The organism is Pseudoalteromonas sp. NCIMB 1079, assembly GCF_040567695.1.
GTDB classification, from domain to species: Bacteria; Pseudomonadota; Gammaproteobacteria; order Enterobacterales; family Alteromonadaceae; genus Pseudoalteromonas; species Pseudoalteromonas distincta.
Genome location: NZ_JBEWZA010000001.1, coordinates 3,039,278 through 3,061,143 on the forward strand (window position 1 = coordinate 3,039,278; position 21,866 = coordinate 3,061,143).

General features: G+C 38.1%; 20 protein-coding genes and 1 riboswitch. Of the genes, 7 read left to right on the forward strand and 13 right to left on the reverse strand.

From position 1 onward, the window contains the following. The first annotated feature begins 65 nt into the window (after positions 1 to 65). Positions 66 to 1,259, forward strand: a complete 1,194-nt coding sequence (locus ABX891_RS14120; RefSeq protein ID WP_354629757.1) for a cyclic di-GMP phosphodiesterase — start codon at positions 66 to 68, stop codon at positions 1,257 to 1,259. A 53-nt stretch (positions 1,260 to 1,312) separates the two neighbouring features. Here the strand turns inward: ABX891_RS14120 and ABX891_RS14125 are convergent, their stop codons facing one another. The 6 genes from ABX891_RS14125 to ABX891_RS14150 all read right to left on the reverse strand — a co-directional run bounded on the left by ABX891_RS14125 (position 1,313) and on the right by ABX891_RS14150 (position 6,751). Next, positions 1,313 to 2,350: a general secretion pathway protein GspB gene (locus tag ABX891_RS14125; RefSeq protein ID WP_354629758.1), complete on the reverse strand. Its 1,038-nt coding sequence runs from the start codon at positions 2,348 to 2,350 to the stop codon at positions 1,313 to 1,315. 11 nt (positions 2,351 to 2,361) lie between these two features. After that, positions 2,362 to 3,279, reverse strand: coding sequence for an ExeA family protein (locus ABX891_RS14130; RefSeq protein WP_024598595.1), 918 nt, complete (start codon positions 3,277 to 3,279; stop codon positions 2,362 to 2,364). A gap of 165 nt (positions 3,280 to 3,444) precedes the next feature. Then, positions 3,445 to 3,963 carry an Lcl C-terminal domain-containing protein gene (locus tag ABX891_RS14135; RefSeq protein ID WP_024598596.1) on the reverse strand — a complete coding sequence of 173 codons (519 nt, stop codon included), beginning with the start codon at positions 3,961 to 3,963 and terminating at the stop codon, positions 3,445 to 3,447. A 9-nt stretch (positions 3,964 to 3,972) separates the two neighbouring features. After that, positions 3,973 to 5,622, reverse strand: coding sequence for an Lcl C-terminal domain-containing protein (locus ABX891_RS14140; protein WP_354629759.1), 1,650 nt, complete (start codon positions 5,620 to 5,622; stop codon positions 3,973 to 3,975). A 69-nt stretch (positions 5,623 to 5,691) separates the two neighbouring features. Next, positions 5,692 to 6,024: a hypothetical protein gene (locus ABX891_RS14145; protein WP_342876926.1), complete on the reverse strand. Its 333-nt coding sequence runs from the start codon at positions 6,022 to 6,024 to the stop codon at positions 5,692 to 5,694. Between the two features lie 22 nt (positions 6,025 to 6,046). Next, positions 6,047 to 6,751: a DUF2982 domain-containing protein gene (locus ABX891_RS14150; RefSeq protein ID WP_024598599.1), complete on the reverse strand. Its 705-nt coding sequence runs from the start codon at positions 6,749 to 6,751 to the stop codon at positions 6,047 to 6,049. A gap of 246 nt (positions 6,752 to 6,997) precedes the next feature. On the opposite strand from ABX891_RS14150, the gene ABX891_RS14155 reads away from it, so the two are divergent. The 3 genes from ABX891_RS14155 (at position 6,998) to msrA (ending at position 11,774) form a co-directional block, all read left to right on the forward strand. Further along, on the forward strand, positions 6,998 to 8,050 hold the full coding sequence (locus ABX891_RS14155) for an efflux RND transporter periplasmic adaptor subunit (protein WP_354629760.1): 1,053 nt from the start codon (positions 6,998 to 7,000) through the stop codon (positions 8,048 to 8,050). Between the two features lie 3 nt (positions 8,051 to 8,053). Continuing rightward, positions 8,054 to 11,152 (forward strand): efflux RND transporter permease subunit, encoded by a 3,099-nt coding sequence (locus ABX891_RS14160; protein ID WP_354629761.1) that lies wholly within the window; start codon positions 8,054 to 8,056, stop codon positions 11,150 to 11,152. An 85-nt stretch (positions 11,153 to 11,237) separates the two neighbouring features. Further along, entirely contained in the window at positions 11,238 to 11,774 is a 537-nt protein-coding gene (gene msrA / locus ABX891_RS14165) for a peptide-methionine (S)-S-oxide reductase MsrA (RefSeq protein WP_354629762.1), read from the forward strand. A gap of 236 nt (positions 11,775 to 12,010) precedes the next feature. Here the strand turns inward: msrA and ABX891_RS14170 are convergent, their stop codons facing one another. Both ABX891_RS14170 and ABX891_RS14175 read right to left on the reverse strand, forming a co-directional pair. Next, positions 12,011 to 13,861 (reverse strand): TonB-dependent receptor domain-containing protein, encoded by a 1,851-nt coding sequence (locus ABX891_RS14170; RefSeq protein ID WP_166377312.1) that lies wholly within the window; start codon positions 13,859 to 13,861, stop codon positions 12,011 to 12,013. 37 nt (positions 13,862 to 13,898) lie between these two features. After that, a riboswitch (cobalamin riboswitch) is annotated at positions 13,899 to 14,082 on the reverse strand. 165 nt (positions 14,083 to 14,247) lie between these two features. Next, a complete protein-coding gene (locus tag ABX891_RS14175) occupies positions 14,248 to 14,730 on the reverse strand; it encodes a YajQ family cyclic di-GMP-binding protein (RefSeq protein ID WP_165744842.1) in 483 nt (160 codons plus the stop codon). A gap of 152 nt (positions 14,731 to 14,882) precedes the next feature. Between ABX891_RS14175 and ABX891_RS14180 the strand changes: the two genes are divergently transcribed. Both ABX891_RS14180 and ABX891_RS14185 read left to right on the forward strand, forming a co-directional pair. After that, positions 14,883 to 15,236 carry a VanZ family protein gene (locus tag ABX891_RS14180; RefSeq protein ID WP_002958754.1) on the forward strand — a complete coding sequence of 118 codons (354 nt, stop codon included), beginning with the start codon at positions 14,883 to 14,885 and terminating at the stop codon, positions 15,234 to 15,236. Continuing rightward, complete coding sequence (locus ABX891_RS14185; RefSeq protein ID WP_354629763.1) at positions 15,229 to 16,131, forward strand: ketopantoate reductase family protein; 903 nt, start codon at positions 15,229 to 15,231, stop codon at positions 16,129 to 16,131. Before ABX891_RS14180 ends, ABX891_RS14185 begins: the two co-directional genes overlap by 8 nt. 25 nt (positions 16,132 to 16,156) lie before the next feature. On the opposite strand, the gene thiI is transcribed toward ABX891_RS14185, so the two are convergent. Then, on the reverse strand, positions 16,157 to 17,614 hold the full coding sequence (gene thiI, locus ABX891_RS14190; protein WP_149602230.1) for a tRNA uracil 4-sulfurtransferase ThiI: 1,458 nt from the start codon (positions 17,612 to 17,614) through the stop codon (positions 16,157 to 16,159). A 380-nt stretch (positions 17,615 to 17,994) separates the two neighbouring features. Then, positions 17,995 to 18,660, reverse strand: coding sequence for a TetR/AcrR family transcriptional regulator (locus ABX891_RS14195; protein ID WP_165744837.1), 666 nt, complete (start codon positions 18,658 to 18,660; stop codon positions 17,995 to 17,997). A gap of 198 nt (positions 18,661 to 18,858) precedes the next feature. Between ABX891_RS14195 and coaD the strand changes: the two genes are divergently transcribed. Beyond that, positions 18,859 to 19,350: a pantetheine-phosphate adenylyltransferase gene (gene coaD, locus ABX891_RS14200; RefSeq protein ID WP_039484868.1), complete on the forward strand. Its 492-nt coding sequence runs from the start codon at positions 18,859 to 18,861 to the stop codon at positions 19,348 to 19,350. Between the two features lie 32 nt (positions 19,351 to 19,382). On the opposite strand, the gene ABX891_RS14205 is transcribed toward coaD, so the two are convergent. The 3 genes from ABX891_RS14205 to ABX891_RS14215 form a co-directional block, all read right to left on the reverse strand. Continuing rightward, positions 19,383 to 19,901, reverse strand: a complete 519-nt coding sequence (locus tag ABX891_RS14205; RefSeq protein ID WP_182196475.1) for a hypothetical protein — start codon at positions 19,899 to 19,901, stop codon at positions 19,383 to 19,385. Position 19,902: 1 nt separating this feature from the next. After that, the gene (locus ABX891_RS14210; protein WP_165744984.1) at positions 19,903 to 20,430 is read right to left on the reverse strand and encodes a hypothetical protein; all 528 of its coding nucleotides are present in this window, start codon (positions 20,428 to 20,430) and stop codon (positions 19,903 to 19,905) included. A gap of 503 nt (positions 20,431 to 20,933) precedes the next feature. Further along, entirely contained in the window at positions 20,934 to 21,377 is a 444-nt protein-coding gene (locus ABX891_RS14215; RefSeq protein WP_231619994.1) for a hypothetical protein, read from the reverse strand. Positions 21,378 to 21,866: the final 489 nt, after the last annotated feature.

Genomic DNA, 21,866 nt, shown 5'->3' on the forward strand with positions numbered 1-21,866 from the left:
TTTTATTAGGTAGTAACGTATGTTTTTGTTAGGTTAGTTAAAGATTAGTAACAGAAGCAGTAAATTTGAAAATAATTCCCGTTAGTCAGCTACTCCCAGGTATGTTTGTACAAAGTGTTACCAAGCAAACTGGTAGTATCAAAATTAAAAATCAAGGCTGGGTTAAAACTCAGGCAGGTATTAACAACTTGATAAAAGCAGGCATTCTAGAAATAGAAATCGACCCTGATAAAACCCTCATTGATACAGTCCCCGAAAAAGATCCAATTGCGACACCTACAACAAAAATAAAGCGCGACCCTTGGCAAAAAACACACAGTGCCGAACAAGAAATGGGAAAGGCAAAAAAGCTGTATGACGAAGCTAAAACGCTACAAATAAAAGCATTTAAAGATATAAAAGCAGGCCGCGATATAGATATTGCGCCATTTAAAGAGCTGGCAAGTGGCTTTATGGACTCTGTTTTTAGAAACCAAGATGCCCTAGCCTGCCTTACTCAAATGCGCCAAAAAGATGCCTACCTACTTGAGCACTCTATTAATGTATCGATACTAATGGGGATCTTCGCTAAGCATTTAAGTATAGAAAAAAACATTATCGTTGAGCTGACTACAGGCGCACTTTTACATGACATTGGAAAAATAAAAATTCCAGATGAAATACTCAATAAACCTGGTCGCTTTACTGATGAAGAATTTAAAATAATGAAATTGCACTCGCTTTTCAGTAAAGAGATTTTAGAAAAGTCCGGCTTAACAGGTATCGCTGTTGATATTGCAGGTATGCATCATGAAAGGCTTGATGGTAAAGGCTACCCATTTGGTAAAAAGGGCGACGAAATAAGCCAATACGTACGTATGGCGTCAATTGTAGATGTGTATGATGCACTCACTGCAGAGCGTGTTTACAAGGCAGGCATGGAGCCAATAAAAGCGTTTAAAATACTAAAAGATGGGTGCCCAGATAGCTTCGACCCTGTGCTGCTTAATAAGTTTATTCAATGTATTGGTATTCACCCAGTAGGAACGCTTGTTAGGTTATCGAGTCAAAAAGTTGGCTTAGTGACCGAGAGTAACCCAAGTACACCACTAAAGCCTATTGTTAAAACATTTTACAGCGCCAAACATAGTCGCTATACAGAGATAAAAGATATCGATTTATCTAATAAAAAAACCCTAGATACCCTTGAATCAGCGGTGAAACCTAAAGAGTATAATATTGATTTAGAACGCTTTTATAAAAACTCAATATTATCCTAAGCAATATTGAGAGCTCAACACTCTACCGAGCTCTCAATTAAATAACTAAGCGCTTACTCTGGCCAATCTTGCAAAGCTTTTAAGCTAAACTCATAACCATCAAAATCAAGTACACTTTGTTCAGGTGTAATCTCTCTTACAGTTAAAGCGCCAATGCTCTCACCTTCATGTAGCTCTCGGCCATTTAGCTTGATCCAACGCTTATCCGCACTCGATGAATATATATGTGCTTGATATTTAATACTAGGCAACATTGATTGCAAACCATCAGGCAGCAATTCTACAGGCTCAACACGTGATGACGTTTTTGATGCTTGGGTAACTTCATAATCTTGATTTTTTTCGACGTCTTGTATAGCTTGAGCAAACGCATTTTTAAGTGTTGTAGGCACCTCATCAAGTTCAGGATCGCTCATCAATTGAGATTGGTTGCTACCATTAATTGGCTTACCCAGGACTTTATATTTACTCATATCTAGTTGAGCAGATGCTGTATTTTGACTTTGCCCAAATACCGAAGCGTTCTGCATATTATTTGGATTGTAATTACTTTGTGGATTAAATACTGGCTGATTATAATTTTGAACCGGCATTACTTGTTGCATGTTTTGCTGATTATAACCTGCTGCGCTCGTGATCTGGCTCGACGGCATAGGAATATACTGACCATTTGGGGTTAATAACATTTGCTGTACACCATTGGGTGTTTGCACATGCACAAGTTGCCCTTCAATTGTTGCAGTATTTGTTGGAGCTACTTTAGCAGGCTCTAACTTAGCTATTTGCTGTTTTTCAACTTCAACATCTACCTCTTTAACTTCTTCTTTAGGTGACGATTTTTCACTTTCAACCACCTTAATTACAGCGGGCTCCGATATGTTTAATAAAGTAGTACCTTGAAACCACTTACCCGTAGTAAACCCACCAGCTACCGCAATAAAAGCAGCTAAGCTTGTACCAAATACTAGCGCTAATCGTCTATAACGCTTAAGTGCTTGCTGTTGCTTTAACTGCTCTGATTGTAAGTCGTATTGCTCAGCACTCATATCTGATTGCTGTGACTGCTTTAGCGCATCTAATAAATAAGACATAACTTACCTAACTATAAAATAAATGAAAGCCCAATGCCTACGGCAAATAAAGCAGCGAATGCAAGGCTATATGGTACTAGTGACGTTGCTTTGTTAGCCTCATTAACGGGCGCTACAAAATCCATGGGTAATGACTCATGTGCTGATTTTTTTATTATATCGCTATCAACTATCAACTGCTGCTTTGCAAAAGTGCCTACCAAAGCTCGCTCACAGACCAAGTTCATTAATCGTGGCACACCACCGGTTAATTGATGAACAGCTTGCATAGCATCCATCGAAAAAATTCCTTTATCACATCCTGCAACATGTAAACGGTGCTTTATGTAAGCGACTGTTTGGCCTTGCGTAAGTGGTAATAAATGGTAACGAGCTGTTATTCTCTGGGCGAGTTGCCTTAATTCATTGCGCTTTAAAAGCTCTTGTAGCTCAGGTTGACCAACCAATACTATTTGTAATAATTTTTTATGATCGGTTTCTATATTTGTCAACAAGCGTAATTGTTCAAGCACATTAGGGGCAAGTAACTGCGCTTCATCAATTATAAGAATGGTATGCCCACCCGATTTATTATTGGTCTCTAAATGCTTTTTTATAATATCGGTAAGACTTTTAAGCGTTGCATTATTAGCATCATAACTAATGTTGAGCTCATCACAAATACTGGCTAATAACTCTAGCTCTGAAAGTGCTGGGTTATGGATCATAGCTACTTGCGTGTTTTCAGGTAACTGCTCTAACATACTGCGGGTAATTGTAGTTTTACCTGTACCCACTTCGCCTGTTAATAATACAAAACCACCGTCTTCACCTAATCCATAGGTAAGGTGTGCTAAGGCTTCTTTATGTCGTTCACTTAAAAATAAGTAATGAGGGTTGGGCGAAATTGAAAAAGGTTTTTCATTCAGGCCAAAATAGCTTAAATACACCGTGATGTTCCTTCGTAATTAAATCACGGCCTATAATGGCAAAAAAACGCGCTAAGTGACAACGTTGTAAGCGCTTTATTATTGAAATAACGTAAATTTATGTAAAACCAAAAAATGCAGCGGGTTTAAGGCTGCACTTTCATCTGTCTAATCTTACTATGTACTTTATTCTTCGTAACGAACTAACCGCAAATACACATTACTGGTTTTGGCGTGTAAGCTATTAAGCCCACTATCAAATTGATAAACCCACGCCGAGCTCATAGTGCTCACACCCGATGTATTTGACCAATAGTTTTGAAGCTTAGTACCAAAAAACACCTCTTCATTAATGCTCGGCTCGGTACAACTGTGCTCTAAAATACTCGCAAGCTCTTTAATGTTAGGCATTTGCCAATCATCGTAATCTGCGGTTGTATCATTTTTAGCACCGCGTAGTGCTTCTTGCCAAGTAAGAGAAGGTGTTGAGCCTTCACAAAGCTGGGTCTCTGTATTATAAGTTTGCCCATAACTACAGCGTTGCCACATGAGGCCTGTTTCGGTATCAGACACTGTACCATCTGTATTTATGGTAAATCTATCTGTCGGCGTTGTGGTATCTGCACCGTCGTAGCACGTTTGCGCCGCTGCAATATTAAAGCTCAAGCTTATAGTTGCTAGTGCATAGAGTAATTTTAATCTCATTATTTTCTCCTAACGGCTTCTAACTAAGCGAACATACGCGGTATTTTCTTTTGGATAAGCAAGATCGTTACCATCACTCATGTCAATGATATACGCTTGCGATAAACTTGTACCATCGGCTGCGGTTTGTGAGGTCCAGTAACGTAAATGGCTTAATGCACTTTCACTGGGCATATTAGGAAAAAACGCCTCATCAATTAATATGCTTTGCCCTTGTTTACCGTAATCAATTAAACCTAAAAGCTCTGTATAAGTAGGTAACCGCCAGTTTGTACCACCACAAAAATCTAAGTTATTTACTTCGTTTATATAACTTTGTACACCGCAACTTGTGTTGTCCGGACACGTTGAATTGGCTGTACTGGTATCGGTAAAAGTAGTATTCCCTACATCCCAAAAGTAATGATTTTGCCCCTCACGCAAACTTGTATTTGGTAATACTCCTGAGGATTCACTTTTTACTTCCCATACAAGTCCAGTAACATTATCGCGTATACAGGTAAAGTCACTACTATCATCACCAACTTCATCAGCAAACTGATTAAGTTTAGTGTAGTCAAACGCTAAATTACCTTTGCCAACCTTATCTATGCGGTTTGCATAGCTATCGCGTCCAAGCTCAGCATCTTGCGCTGGAAAGTCATCGCTTTCACAGTTAATTCGTTGGGTGTTGTTATAGCACTCACCAACACCACTATCATTTATAAGCCCAAGCGCTTTTGGTGATACATCAACAAATAAAGAATCTGTATCGGTGCGTCCTTTTGAGTCGGTTACCGTTACTTCAAAGCTCAACGTGGATTCAGTATCTACATCAGAGGCAAAAAATGTCGTTGTACATTGGTCGCTATTACTTAATGTTTCGCTATTACCGGTAAGTTGTTGCCATTTACATTGATACGTATCGGTGACAGTTTCGCTATTCGTTGCATCAAGCGTTACTTCTTCAAACTCTTCGACATTTTGATCAGCGCCTGCATTTGCATCCACTAGTTCATTTGTTTTATTAAGTGTCATTGAATATTGAGTACTCGCCTCACCGCCTTCATCATCAGTGACTGTTAGCTGCCAAGATAAATTTACGTTACTTTCTAGTAATGGATGAGAAAAGCTAAGAGTTGACTCGTTAAAGCTCGCAATATCTAAATCAGGACCTGATAGCAGTTGCCACAAATAACTATCAATTTGGCCATTGTCATCAGGATCGCTCGACTCAAGGGCGCTCAAAGTCACTGTATCATTATAAACAGAAGGGAGTGTTTCAGGTAAGGTTTGGGTAATAACGGCTAAAGGAAGCTGATTATTAGAGCTAACCGAAATAGAAATATCGTCACTAACAGCGCTACTACCCGTACTTTGATAGCTCACTCTTAAGATTATTTCACTATCAGTTTTTACGTCAGGGGCTGTAAGTGTTTGCTCTGCGCCATCAAGCGGAAAACCTTCTAAGCTTGGGCCGCTAACCTGTTGCCATGAAAACGTACCATCCGCAGGGGAACCTTGTGCTGTGATGGTAAATTCAGTTTTTTCGATAATTTGTAAATCGGCTCCAGCATTAACAGATGTTTCTACAACTGTATTATCGCTGTCACCGCCACCGCCTCCACACGCACTCAGCAAACCACAAGAAATGAGGGGGATTAAAGCAAACGCTTTCATACGCAGCTCCTTATTATGTCAAATAATTACTATAGTGTAATCATAAGCAATAAAGATGCCATTAAAGTGCTACATATATGTGTCTTGATGAATGCGTACAAATAGCTTTGTGCCTATTTTGCTGTAATCAATTTTATACTCTCGACCATCTAACGCTTGAATAAACAATAACTGTTTTTCTTCGCCAAATATATCAGCGCTACTTACATAAACCATCTCTAAATAACGCTCTTTTGCGTCGCGACGGTTTTTGGGTAACTCTTCTTTAAATGGCTCCAAGCCATGTTGCGTTACTTTAATTTTGGGATGGATTTCAGAGTTTACAATCACTAAATCGTGCTTTTTATCTTTATGTATTATGGTGTTTCGACCACTTTTTAAAAAGGCTCTGTCTTGGCTCATTTTTCTTTCCTACAGTCGCAGCTTAATTATTAATTTGCGACGCTATAAACTGACTAGGCTCGCGCTTCCATTTATTTAAGTTAGCACTAAATGTCCAGATATCTCTATCCAACACACTGGCTGGCAATAATAAATCGTAACCGGTTAACAGTCGAAGGTGCTTAGTTCTGTTGGCAAACATGGCTATAAGACCAGTATAGCTTATCCCTTTATGGGATGTGTAATGTGTATCTTCTATTAGCCATTCTGATGGGCAATTGCCATTTTTGCAATGTTTTTGAACAACTTGCATGAATAAGTTGCGCTGCTCTATTAATAATTTCCCTGCAATTCTAGGCGCTATGCTTGTTAAAAACTCGTCTATGTCGTTTACCTTAACACCAACTGCATTTAATTCTAAATAATCAAAGCCATCTTCTACTTTGGGTATACCACTGTGATGAAAGTTACTATGAGGCATACACCAAGCCCCGTACTTATGGCAATAAACAAGCTCCGACTCACTTAAAATAAGACTATGATATGGCTCTTGGGTTTTCAAAAAGCCAATAAAAATAGCAGCAAGGCACAAACTAACTAAAAACACTTCAAGGATGCTAATTTCACCTGGCCTTAGTATATTGAATAACATAATAAAAGCTAAGCCTATAGCACCTACAGCGAGCACCTCAATTGCGTTTCGCGCACCTTGTGCTCGAAACTTAATGACATTGTTAGATTTATCCATATTGGTAAAACACCATATAAAAAACAAACATAATAATGGCCCAAATTATGACCTTTCTTGTTGTTATACATAAGTTACAGGTAGTTTTAAATTTCATACATTACCACTTTTACCTCAACAAAATAGGAACAATGAATAAATCTTATTTACTTTTACGCTTAACGCACAAATTTATGAGACACATAACCGTCTTTTCCCGGTCTTATTTCGTACAATACTTACAATTCATTTTCAGGTATGAAATCAATGTACTCAAGACAATCAGGTAAAGCACTTTTTCCATTTATTATTACGTTACTTCTAATATTTAGCGTTTATTTATATCTACCCGCTAGCCACGGCGAACAGGCCGATTCATCACAAATGTCTACTCAGGTAACTGCTCATACTGTTACTTCACAGGAAAATGCTGTGATGATAGAAGCTATCGGTAGCGCGCGTGCAAACCAAGCTATCTATATAAAAAGTGCGCAAAACGATTATGTCACAGATATATATTTTAAAGACGGCGACTTAGTCAGTAAAGGACAAAAACTAGTAAAACTACAAAGCCAACAAGAACAAATTGCAGTTAAAGAGCTTGGCATAAACTTACGTGAAGAAAAGCGCCAGTTAGATCGCCTAACCGAACTTTCACGCTCGCAATCAACGGCAAAATCGTTACTTGAAGAGCAGTTATCGCGGGTTGATGCAACAGAGGCCCAACTAGAAAGCGCTAAAACTAAATTAAACGAGATGACTATTAGTGCTCCGTTTTCAGGTTTGTTAGGTAAGCGTGAAATATCAATAGGTGCCTACGTAAGTAATACAACAATAATCACAACACTTGATGATATTAGTATTATTAAAGTTGACTTTAAAGTACCTGAAAAATATTTAGCACAATTAAACATGGGCATGAAAGTACTTACCCAAAACGATGCCTATCCAGGACAAACATTTAACGGCAAGGTAACGCATATTAGCTCGCGTATTGATTCGGTTACACGCAGTGTTGAAGTAACAGCAAGTTTTGCTAATAAATCAGGATTACTTCGCCCTGGTATGTTATTAAATACAGCACTTGAGCTAAGCAGCAACCAGGCATTAATGGTACCTGAAAAAGCCGTAATCCCTTTGCAAGACAAACACTTTGTTTTTCAAATTCAAGACGGAATAGCTAATCGAGTTGAAGTACATGTAGCTGGCAGAAATAATGGCTGGGTTGCTATAGACGAAGGCTTAAACGATGGCGAGCAAATTGTTACTGAGGGGCTAATAAAAATTCGCTCTGGAAGTAAAGTAAGCGTAAAGGGGTAATACGTGAAAATTACAGATACTAGTGTTAAACGCCCCGTTTTTGCCATTGTAATTAATTTACTGCTGCTTACTTTTGGACTGGTTGCGTTTACTATGCTGCCACTTCGTGAATATCCAGATATTGAAACACCCATTGTAAATATCAGCACTGAATACACAGGTGCTTCTGCCGAAATTATAGAAACCAAAATAACGCAAATAATAGAAAATCGAATTTCAGGTATTGAAGGCATCAAAAGTATTAACTCTTCGAGCCGTAATGGGCGCTCAAACATTACTATTGAGTTTGATATTAACCGCGACATAGACGCTGCATCTAACGATGTACGCGAACGGGTAGCACGTGCACTTGATAGTTTGCCTGATCAGGTACGCCCGCCAGAAGTGTCTAAATCAAATAGTGATGAAAGCCCAATCGCATGGTTTGTATTAAACAGCGAAACAATGGACTCGTTACAGTTATCTGATTACGCGCAGCGTTTTATTGTTGACCGTTTAGCCGTGGTAGACGGCGTATCTAACGTACGTATTGGTGGTGAGCGTCAATACGCAATGAAAATTTGGCTAAACCGCCAAGCAATGGCTGCTCGTGGTATTACTTCAAGCGATATTGAAAATACACTTCGTACAGAAAACGTTGAACTACCTGCCGGTGAAATAGAATCAATAGATCGTGACTTTACAGTACGTACTGCACGTAGCTATAAAGATCAACGCGATTTTAAAAACCTGGTAATTAAACGTGGCGATGAAGGCTATTTAGTACGTTTAGGTGAAGTTGCCGATGTACACTTAGAAGCTGCCGATGACGAAAGCTTATTCCGTGGTAACGGGCGTAATATGATTGGCTTAGGTATTGTAAAACAAGCTAAAGCAAACACACTTACCGTAGTAGATAACGCACGTAGCGAGCTTGAAAAAATCAAACGAAACCTACCTGAAGGCACCACAATCCAAGACAGCTACGATTCGTCTGTATTTATTAAAGAGTCTATTAATGAGGTTTACAGCACACTAGCAATCTCTATGGGTTTAGTAGTACTCGTTATATTTTTGTTTTTAGGCAATATACGAGCAACGCTTATTCCAGCGGTCACCGTACCCGTTGCACTTGTTGGTAGCTTTATGTTTTTATTAGCAATGGGCTACTCAATTAACTTACTCACTTTACTTGCCTTAGTACTGGCCATTGGTTTAGTAGTAGATGATGCCATTGTAATGCTTGAAAATATCCACCGTCGTATTGAATTGGGTGAGCCGCCGTTACTAGCTGCATTTAGAGGCGCGCGTGAAGTAGGTTTTGCCATAATAGCAACCACTCTTGTACTTATATCTGTGTTTGTGCCATTAGTATTTATGGATGGCCGTATAGGTGCATTATTTACTGAGTTTGCTATGGCGGTAAGTGCTGCCGTATTTTTCTCAAGTGTTACAGCACTTACTCTCGCACCAGCTTTGTGCTCTAAAGTACTTAAAGTATCAGACAAACCAAATAAATTTAGCCAATGGATGGACCGTCAATTTACTAAAATTGAAGTAAGTTACCGTAATTCACTCTCCACTAACATAACCCGAAAATGGGGCTTAATGGTGAGCTTATTATTAGCTGGCTTTGTTAGTTACTCGTTGTTTTTACAAGTTCCTTCTGAGCTAACACCAAAAGAAGACCGTGGCACGTTCTTTATTATGATGAGCGGCCCTGAAGGCGCAAGTTACGAAAATAACGCCGCTAATATGGCTAAAATTGAAGAGCGCCTAATGCCTTATTCGCAAGCAGGTGAGCTAAGTCGCGTACTTGTTCGAGTACCCGGTTGGGGTGGCAGCGGCGGTGTTGCGATTGTGGGTATGGCCGATTGGGATAAACGCAAACGCTCAACGTGGGAAGTAATGGATGAAATAAGCGGTAAAATGCAAGAAGTTACCGATGTTCGTGCATTTGCCATTATGCGCCGTGGTATTGGCGGTGGTGGTTCATCTCGCCCAATTGAGTTTGTGCTGCAGGGTAATGACTATGCACAACTTGCCGATTGGCGTGACCGTATAATAAAGCGTGCTGAGCAAAACCCTGGTTTAGTTAGAATCGATCATGATTATAAAGAAACCTTCCCACAGTTTTTAGTCAGTATAGATAAAAACAAAGCCGCCGATTTAGGCGTGTCGGTATCTGATGTAGGCCGTACACTAGAAACAATGCTTGGCCAGCGCCGTGTTACAACCTTTATTGACCGCGGTGAAGAATACGATGTGATTTTAAAAGGGACTAAAGAAGATTTCACCAACCCTACTGATATTTCAAATATATACCTTAAATCACGAAGCGATGAACTAGTACCACTTGATAGCCTTATCAGCTTAAAAGAAGAAGCAACAGCCTCACGCTTAAACCGTTACAACCGTATGCGCGCAATTACATTAAGCGCCAACTTAGCCGACGGTTATACACTTGAGCAAGCGCTTAACTTTTTAAACGAGGTAGCCGCTGAGGAAAACGATATAGATGGCGCAGTAGATTACAAAGGTGAATCGCAGCTTTATTACGAAGGCGCATCAGCGATGACCTACGTATTTATACTTGCACTCACCGTTACCTTTTTAGTACTTGCTGCGCAGTTTGAAAGCTTTATGCACCCGTTTGTAATTATGCTTACCGTACCGCTTGGTTTAATGGGCGCTATGTTCGGACTTTGGGCTACAGGACTTACCTTAAATATTTACAGCCAAATAGGTATTGTCATGCTCATAGGGCTAAGTGCTAAAAACGGTATTTTGATTGTAGAATTTACTAACCAACTGCGCGATAAAGGCGTTGAATTTAGTGAAGCTATTTTGCAAGCAGCAACTCAGCGTTTGCGCCCTATTATTATGACCTCGCTGACTACAGTTATGAGTTCGGTACCTTTAGTACTTGCTTCAGGCCCGGGCGCTGAAAGCCGTATGGTGATAGGTGTAGTCGTGTTTACTGGGGTTATTGTATCGACCCTACTAACTCTTTTTGTTGTACCTGCTGCATATTATGCACTTGCACGTAACACTCAATCACCTGAGTTTTTACAGCAAAAATTAGACAAACAAGCGGCTGAAAAACCTTTCGAAGAGATCTAGCCTCTTAATTGCGCCGTAACCTTGTTGTTGCGGCGCATACAATTTATGCTCGCCTTTAAACCCCATATACATTTTAGGAATACTTATGAGCTCAACAACGCAAGTAGCAACATTTGGTGGCGGCTGTTTTTGGTGTATAGATGCTGCATTTAGACGTGTAAATGGCGTACTAACCGTAAGCTCTGGCTACACCGGCGGTGAAACAAATAACCCAACATATGATTCTGTATGCTCAGGCACAACCGGTCACGCTGAGGTTGTTAAAATTGAATTTGACGCGACTGTAGTTAGCTTTGAAACACTGCTAGCAATGTTTTTCACTTTGCATGATGCAACACAATTGAATCGCCAAGGTAACGATATAGGCACACAGTATAGAAGCGTTGTTTATTATCACGATGAAGCTCAACTAAAGCAAACCAATGAAATGATAGCTCAACTGCAAAGCCATGTGAGTGAGCCAATTGTGACAGAAGTCAGCCCTGCCACTACGTATTATCCAGCAGAGCATTATCATCAAGATTACTATAACGAAAACCCACAGCAGGGTTACTGTAGTATTTTAATAGCACCTAAATTACATAAGTTTGCAACCGTATTTAAAGAGTTCTTAGCTGATTAATACCAATCTGCATAAGTATAGAAGCTATTTAACGATAATAAAATTGCGCTCTAACTAGGCAAAAATTTTATATCTAGTGGTTCTAAATAAAAATTTATAACGACGTTAGCGTATGATTTAATCGGTTAAACTGTTTAGAGGTCTATGCAGGTTGGTATAACTTAAAAGTAAACAGAAAATGCAAAAAGCCCGATAACTTATCGGGCTTTTGTATTTTTTATAACTAAATAATAAACTTAGAACTGGTAGCTAATCCCAGCAAATACTTGTCTGCTGGGTGCGCTGTAACCTAAAAGCTCACCACTTGCGGCAAAGCCAATACCCGCAGTGAAGTACTCTTTATCAGTTAAGTTTTCAATACGTGCATGTAGCGCTAGATTATCTAAAAGCTGATAGTTAGCAGCAATATTAAACACAGTAAACGCTGCAATTTCTGTATCGTAGTATGAAATTGAATCGCGAGATGAGCGATATAGCATGGTTAGATTGGCGTCAAAATATCCCCAACTTTTAGTAAGTGTATAATTAAATGCTTCAGATGGACGACGCGCTAACTCTTTACCCGTAGTTTCATCTTCTGTATCTAAAAAACTTAAGTTAGCGTTATGTTCAAATCCTAATGCGCTAAACTCAGCACTAATTTCAACCCCTTGCATAGACACACGCGCAACATTTGAAGGGACATATTTTCCCAAATTAGCGTCATATTGGTTTTCAATTAAGTTTGTAATATTATTATCAAAAATAGTAATATCGTAACGACCCCATTTTGTTGTAAGCGTAATGCCCAGCTCATTATTCACAGCCTCTTCGGGCTTAATATCGCTGTTACCTACATAATAGAGGCTATTCGTTACAAACGCGTTCACCAATGATGGTGCTCTAAATGCTGTACCGTGACTTGCACGAACACTAATATATTTATTAGCTTTATAACCAACACCTGTGCTGTATGTATTAGCGCGACCGTGGTAATCGTAATCATCGGTTCTAATAACAGCACTAGCAAGCCATATGTCATCGTCATAAAAAGCACCAATAAATAATGCTTTATTATCGCGTTTTTCATGTAATGAAGTTGCTGTAGAACCGGATAAATCTTCTTGTAATAAATTAACACCGCCACTTAATTCTAGTGTTTGAGTTAAAGTATATAGACCACGATATTCTGCTTCAAAACGTTCAGTACTATAAAAAGTATTTACTGCAGTCCCTGTTTGCTCATTTTCTTCTTGCGATAAACTGACTGAAACACCTTGATTATAATTTTGAGAGCTTTTTTCCCAACCTAATTTAGCTATATAGTTTTCAAAATCATAAGCGTCGCTAGAGTATGCCGAGTCGTATTCACCCTCACCCTCACTATACTGTGCTTGTGCGCTAAATTGACCCAAATCTTCAGTATGATAGCTTAAGTTAAAACCAATATTTTTATTTCTATAGCCATCATCATCATGATCTTTAGTAATTGCAGCAGTAGGGTCTTTTTCAGTAACATCAAAGCCATCTGTTTCTTCATAACCTGCATTGTATTTAAAGCTCAACGCATCTTTAGCTACCCCACCTGCTAGCTGATAGTTTGAGTAACTATTGCTACCAAATGTTGCAGATAAGGTATTATTAATTGCATCACGAGTAATGATGTTAATAACCCCTGCGATTGCATCTGAACCATAAATGGCCGCGCGAGCACCTTTGATAACTTCGATACGTTCAATGCTATTAACAGGGATATTAGTAAGCGACACACTCCCCGATGTCGCATCACTTATCCTAACACCATCCACCAAAACCAATGTGTATTTTGCCGACGCGCCACGTACAAATACATCCGCTTTTTGCCCAAAGCCCCCATTACTTACAATATCAAGACCAACAACTGTATTTAAAAGAGAGGGTAAATCGCGTACGTTGCTTGCTTCTATTTCTGCACGCTCAATAACATTTACACTTGCTAAAACGTCATTGATTGATTGCTCAAATTTATTAGCTGTAACGGTTATTTTTTCAATTGATTGCTCTGCGCCAGACACAGAAAATGAAAGCGCAGCAGAAATAGCAACGCCTAAAGTTGTTTTGTTTAACATGATGTCCCCTACCTTTGCCCACCGCAAAGATTTAAGTAAGTAAGATAGCATCAAGGCCGGTCTCCGGACTCAGTAAGCACATCAAAATATGCAATACTTTACCGTTGCGGGGGCAGTGTTGGGCTTGTAGTCATCATGAAAACGCACCAACTTCCCGATTATCCTGCTAAAAAAATCATTACATGAAGTGGCTAGCAAGCACCTTGAAAATATGTCGCTATTGTGAGTATTTTGTTTACAAATGTCAATGGACGTCTATATAGCTAAAGCTAGATTTACCTATGATAAATACGAAAAATAACCTCACAGAAAAAAGCCAAACATTACTGTTTAGCTTTTATTAATACATTCAACACACTCGTTAGCTAGGGTCTAGCAGGTGCACTTTAGTCACGAAAGTTTTTAAACTGAAAAGGCTGACCTAGCTCAGCGCTGCGCACTACTTGCATAGCCTCTTGAAGATCGTCACGTTTTTTACCTGTCACACGCACTTCTTCGCCTTGAATAGCGGCTTGTACTTTAACTTTTGAATCTTTAATGGCTTTAACCACTTTTTTGGCCATGTCTTTTTCGATACCTTGCTTTAACCCAACGTTACGAAATACATTTTTTCCTGCACGGCTAATATCTTGAAGTTCTAAACTAGCTACATCCATACCGCGCTTTGAAATTTTTCCCGCTAAAATATCGAACAACTGCATAACTTGAGAGTCAGCTTCTGCTTTAAGCTTAATTGTTTTATCGTTTAGCTCAATAGATGCATCAACGCCTCTAAAATCAAAGCGAGTCTCTAGTTCACGGTTTGCGTTATCAACCGCATTTTTAGCTTCGTTCATTTCTACTTCAGATACAATATCAAATGAAGGCATTAGTATACTCCTAACTATTTAATCTTAATTTTATGTGGCAATTATAACGCTAAAATTATAAATCTTTACATTTTTCTGCATCTTGTTCAGGTGCGATACTAAATTAATTTGATATACTTGCGCCTCTTTTTTAAGCGATTTTAGGATTTGTCGTGACAAGGCGTGTTTATCAAGCAGTTTTTTTAATCAGCATAGTGGCTTTCACCTTTTTATTTGCTAAAGAAATAAAAGGTGGCGTTGTAAATTTATTCCCTCATGTTGATAAAGTCGCCCATTTTGGGATTTTTTTTATATTAGCCATAATAATGGATAAGGCTTTTAAGCTTCCTTTATATGCTCAAATACTCTTATTAGCAGGCTATGGCGCCTCGATAGAAATAATGCAAGACGCACTTCCTTATAGGCAAGCATCACTTGGTGATTTTTTTGCTGATTTTGCAGGTGCTGCAAGCTACTTTTTACTTAGAGTAATTTTTACACCTCGAAAAAAGAACCCACATGGCTAATATTTTAATCGTTGGCGATGGCGCTATTGGCTTGTTGCTGAGCCACTTTTTGAGCGCATCGCATAATATCAGTGTTTTAACTCGTAAAAACCCAACAAACACCCGCTTTTACAGCAGAGCTAAGGGTGCATCAAAAAAAATTAACGCAAAATTTATTTCATTAAATCAGTTAGATAAAGCAACTGAATTTGATGTGATTTTATTTACCGTTAAAGCTTTTCAAGTGCTTGATGCGTTTTCTCAAATAAAGCCATTTTTACCGACACATTGCTCTGTTGTACTTTCGCATAATGGAATGGGCAACGTTGATGAGATAAATAACCAGCTAAACACCCATCAAGCACTCTACTTTTTAACGACAAGCATAGCGGGCTTTAAATCAAACCAATATATTGTGCAACACACAGGTGAAGGACAAAGCGTTATTGGTGGCTGTAATGAGCTTGCACTTCAAAATAGTGCGCCAATAGCTGATATTTTTAAAGTAATACCCAACCTAAAGTTTACTAATAACATTCAGCAGCTTCGTTTTGAAAAGCTACTCGTCAATATTGCCATTAATCCATTAAGCGCTTTAAGTAATGTAAAAAATGGCGAACTACGTGCACCTAAGTACAATACAATAATTTTTAATGCACTCACTGAAGCATGCAATATTGCAAAGGCTCAAGGGCTTAATATCCCATTAATTAAAGCGCTCAATATCGCTTATAAAATAATGGAGTTAACCGCAAATAATTACTCATCAATGCAGCAAGATATAGCTCACAATAGAGAAACTGAAATATCAGCTATATGTGGCTATATTAGCCAACAAGGTAAACTTCACAGTATTCCAACGCCTTACAACGATGAGTTGTTAGTCAAAATTCAGGCAAAAAAAAGCGTGGTATAAACCACGCTTATATAAGCTTTTAACTTTACGGGCGATAAACTTTTACCGTTTCGAAGCCCTGTTCGTGCAGCATAAGTGCCTGTAGTTGGCTCATTACGCCTCTGTCACAATATAAATAGTAGTCAGTGTCTTTTGGTAAATCACCAAACTTAGTAGCCAAACGGAAGAACGGCAAATGCACCACTTCAACACCATCGATTGCAAGCGGTGCAGCTTCTTCTTCTTCTGGTGAGCGAATATCAATTACTACAGAGCCTGCAGGTAAATCAGCAACCGACTCTGCCTCTTTTAGCTCTTGCTTGGCTTCTACGTCAATATCGCGTACATCCATTATGCGCGCGTTATTTACTACGGTATCTAGCACATCAAAATCGAACTTTTCTTCTTCGGCTTCTATTACTTCAATTTTGGCTTTAACTGTCGGTTTTTTAGAAATAACACCACAATATTCAGGCATCGTTTCAGCCATTTCAGCTGTACCAATTTGGCGAGCAAGATTAATAATTTCTTGTTTATCATTTTGAATTAGCGGGCGTAAAATAAGCGTTTCAGTAACACGGTCAATCACGCTTAAGTTCGCTAATGTTTGACTAGATACTTGGCCAATACTTTCACCAGTGACAAGCGCCTGAATGTTCAACTTTTCAGCCACTACACTTCCTGCTCGCATCATCATACGTTTAAGTACAACACCCATTTGGCTGTTTTCAACGTTTTCTAGAATTTCAGCAACAACAGGTTCAAAATCAACTGTTATAAATTTAACTTTATGTGTTGAGCTGTATTTTTTCCATAAAAAATAGCTCGCTTGCTTAACACCAATCTCGTGCGCTGCGCCACCTAGATTAAAGAATAAAAAGTGCGTACGTGCGCCTTTACGAATCATTTGGTAACTTGCTACGCCAGAGTCAAAACCACCCGACATAAGTGAAAGCACGTCTTCTTGCGTTGGTAGTGGAAAGCCCGCCATACCAAAATGCGTTTGCGAAACAATGTAAGCTTTATCGTCTTTTACTTCTAAGCGTATTGTTACTTCTGGACGGCTAAGCTTAACGCTTGCGCCTTCAATATGTTGATTTAGCCCACCACCAACATAACGCTCTAAATCAGTCGAGGTAAAGTCGTGTTGGCCTATACGCTTAGCACGCACACAAAAAGTTTTTCCCACAATTGTATGACCCACTAACGCTATTGTTTTTTGATAGATATCATCGAGAGTTTCAAATTGCGTCTCAGTTACTTCAATAAACTGAACGATACCAGGTATGCGTTTAAGGCTGTCGATAAAATCAAGGCGAACTTGTGCATCTTCAAGCTTTGTAACAACTGAAATATTATCCCAGTTATTTCTTACTTGTACTTTTTCGTCAAGACGTCGCAATACAATTTTAATGTTATTTTCTAACACTTTAGTAAAGCGTTTACGGACCGAACGGCTTTTGATGGCTATTTCAGGATGTAGTTTGACGATAAATTTAAGCATAGTTCACTCTTAGACTGCGGGAATTCGCGCTCCCAGGCATTTGACGCGCGATTATAGCAAAAAATTCAGCGTCTAGGAAACAACCAATAATTATCGACTAAGCAACCGCGAGGGCCTGTTTATCTTTCGAGGTTAAATTTGCAGCAGTGTGTTTGGTATTTTAGCAAGGCAGAGCCTATGTAGCGTGGTTATTCCCTATAAATAGGCGATAACGTAGCATAAATGCTAAACATACGCTGCTCGAAGGATTCTGTCTTAGGGCAATTAACTCTTTGTTGCCTACATAGATGTAGTCAGTAAGGTAACGCAGGAGCAGTTACCGAGCCCACCAGATTACAAATCTCGCATCGCGATTTAATCGCCCCTAGGTTGAACAAATTTTAATCCTGAAGGGTCACAGCCCCTAAGGCTTGTTGTGCTAACTCGGTGTACTTTTCGCGTAGCAGGTTCATTTTATCGATACTTTTATCGGTACTGTACGCTCTAAATAATGTAAGTACTTTTAAAATACCGTGATATATATCTTGCTCAGCAAGGGTACCGCTTGGCCTACGAGCCTTAATATAAGGCGTCCAAAAGCTAACAGTTAACTTTAGTGTATGGGCTAAATCAATAACATCTTGCTCATCAATAGCAATCATTTCACTATCGCGAAGACCTAGAATAATTTTACGAACTTGCTCTAATAACTCTAACTGAAAATCAATGTAAGCTTGTTTTAGCTCAGTGTCTCTGGCGAGTATATCGCCAAGATTGTCGTAAAAAAAATGGTAACGCCACATCAATTCAAATAACGAATCTAAATAAGCCGTTAAATGATTAAATGCATCATCATCTTTATTAATAGGTTTAAAGTGAGTATTTAAATGATCGCGATACAGCGCAAAAATATGACGGATAATGTCTTCTTTATTTTTAAAATGATAATAAAGATTACCCGGGCTCATCCCTAAGTTTGATGCAATATGATTTGTCGTTATTGCACGCTCACCATTTTCGTTAAACAACAAAATACTGGTGTGTATTATTTTATCCTTGGTATTCATATGCTAATACTCAAATTATCTATAGGCTACATTACACTCAAAAGAGGTAAACAGTATAAACAAATATGAATCATTAAAACACTCAAACCTTGGACTGATCTGTTCAAAGAAAGTAAGTGTTTATATGCTTTATTAGCTAGGCTGCTTTGTGGCATAAACACTGTTAAACTAGCGCTAAAATCATAAATAGTGAACATTATGAAAGTTATTGCAATTTACCCGGGCACCTTTGATCCACTAACTAATGGTCATACAGATCTTATTCAACGTGCAGCTAAAATGTTTGATACCGTATTAGTTGCGGTTGCGAACAACCCAAGTAAAAAACCCTGTTTTAACCTTGAAGAACGTGTTGAACTTGCAAACTCTATTTTAAGTCACTTAGATAATGTTAAGGTCATTGGTTTTTCTGGCTTATTGGCTGACCTTGCGCGCGATCACAATGCTAATGTGCTTATTCGTGGTATTAGAGCGGTATCTGATTTTGACTATGAATTTCAATTAGCTAACATGAACCGCCGCCTGAATCCTGATTTAGAAAGTGTATTTTTAACACCCGCAGAGCGAAATTCATTTATTTCATCAACGCTCGTTAAAGAAGTAGCACGTCACAATGGTGATGTAAGCGAGTTTGTAGATCCTGTAATTGTCAAAGCTCTAAAAACTAAACTGGGCTGTGGTGCCCAATAACACTTCCCGAATTAGCGCATAACTTGTATGCGCTAATTTGGCTTTTGTATAGATGATGATTTTAATTTTTTAATTAACCAAACAAGTTTTAGCAAATCTTTATTGATAATTAGTATTAGCGCCATAGTGATATCAATAATAGGCATAAGAAAACCATACAGCATCCACAGCCACCAAAAGTCCCAATTGCCATAAAGAGTATTATCAATATACATGCTCATAAACAGTGAGGCATTGATACCAAGCCCTACAATAAGATAATAAAATCCGTACGGTATTTTGCGTCCTAAAAAAATACGCCACATAAAAATAACGGCAATTGTTAGTACATCAAATATAAACATCTTTAAATGCGGAGCTGCAGTAGTTATGTCCATAAATAAACTAAGTGTGTACGAAGCCATCATAATAAAGCTAAGGTGAACTCGGCTTTTATCTTGCTTATTAATGGCAATTGATAGAGTGAACAAAAAAGAAAAAACAAACAGCCATGTAATAAGTATTCCAAAATATTCATTAACTGAATTTAATTGCCAAAATAGATCCTCCATTCTATTCAACCTTTTGATGAGTGCTTTTTCTACGATTAAGTAAATACCGTTTTAATGCAACCAAACCTAAAAAATCTTTATTAATTAGGAGAACTAAAAGCATCGTTAAATCAGAAATTATTTGCCCTATTGCATATAAGGCCCAAAACCACCAGTAGTCTAAATTTCCTAAAACAATACTGTCGTAGTGCATTCCAAGAAAAACAAATGCGTTAAAGCTAAGTCCGACTAAAAGATAATAAAAGGCTACGGGGAGATTTTTACTAAAGTATATCCGCCATATAATCAGAAAAAATATAGTTAAGATATCAAATATAAAAAGGGTCAAATGGGGTGTGTTGCTCAAGGGATCCATAAAAATACTTGAGGTGTAAGATACCATCATAATGAATGCAAGCTGTGTGCAGCTTTTGTCAGACTTGTTAATGCTTGCAGACAAATTATATAAAAAAGCGAGTACAAAAGACCATGTAGTAAAAATGGTTATATAGTCGTATAAACCAGCCAGCTGCCATAAAAAATCAAGCATTGCGTGACCTTTTAAATTTTTCAGTTAAAAATTTAGTAAGCTTAACTAGACCTAAAAAATCTTTGTTAAAGATAAGCGCTAATGGCATTATCAAATCTGTAAAGTACATACCAAATACATAAACGTTCCAAAACCACCAATAATATAGAGTACCTAAAATCTCTATATCGTAATGCATAGCTAAAAATAAAGATGCGTTAATACTCAGACCAAAAACAAGATAATAAAATGCGTTAGGAATTGGGCCTCGACTGCAGTACCGAAACGCAAAAATAATAATTAGAGTTACAATATCGAAGTAAAAATAGTTTAAGTGAGACACTATAACCATATCGAACAGTGTACTTAAGGTATACGAAATCATCATAATACCAGAAAGGTACATTGTATTTTTATAGGGACTGTTTATGCTTGCTGACAAATTATAAAGAAATGCAATTACAAAGAACCATGTAATAAAAATACCTACATAATCTCTAATCGCTACCAGATCCCACAGTATGTCAGCCATCATGCCCCTTTATAAATTTATTATTTCGCAACCACCCTTTTAGTTTATACAAACCTAAAAAATCTTTGTTTATAAAAAATATAGCTACCATTATGAAATCAGCAGCGTTAACCCCTATTGCGTAAGCATTCCAAAGCCACCAGTAGCTTGTATTATTTGATATATAGATGTCGTAATGCATGAGAAAATGCAGAGTTGAGTTTATAGCTAAACCAGTAATAATATATAGATAGGTAATACCACCATGCCATAGCCACCTAAGGAAAATAATAACTAGGAGAGTTAAAGTATCGGAAAACAAAAAATCGAGATAAGTTACCGTATCAAGATTTGTAAATATACTAAATGAATATGAAATACTCATGACTAAAGACAAATACACTCTTTCTTTATTAGGCTTATTAATCGAATGAGCAAGGGAGTATAAAAATGCCATAAGGAATCCCCATTGTACAAATGCACCTATGTACAATGACACTGTTGGACTTACCAAAAGTTCACCCATTATTTTACGACTTTTTCAAGTTTAATTTGAAGGCTTTTAAATGTAGCATCTGTATAATGTTCCTATTGAGTACTAATGAAAGCATCATTAGAGTATCTATAGAGTTAACACCTATCGAATAAAAACTCCAATACCACCAAGGCTCAATATTATATAAGACATATAGATCATAGTGCAGTATTAAGGTAAGTACTGCATTTATCGTTAACGAAATTATTATGAAGTGAAAAGCTGCAGAACGTTGGAGCACTTTGAAGTACTGTAAAGTTAACAGAGCTAAAATTGTAATGAAATCGTAAAGCGCCCAGCTTAAATATAAATTTTCTAATAAGTTTATATAACCACTAGAAATATATGAGCAGAGCATAAGCGCAGATAAATAGGCAGGAGATTTATTCTCTTTATTTATACTGGATGCTA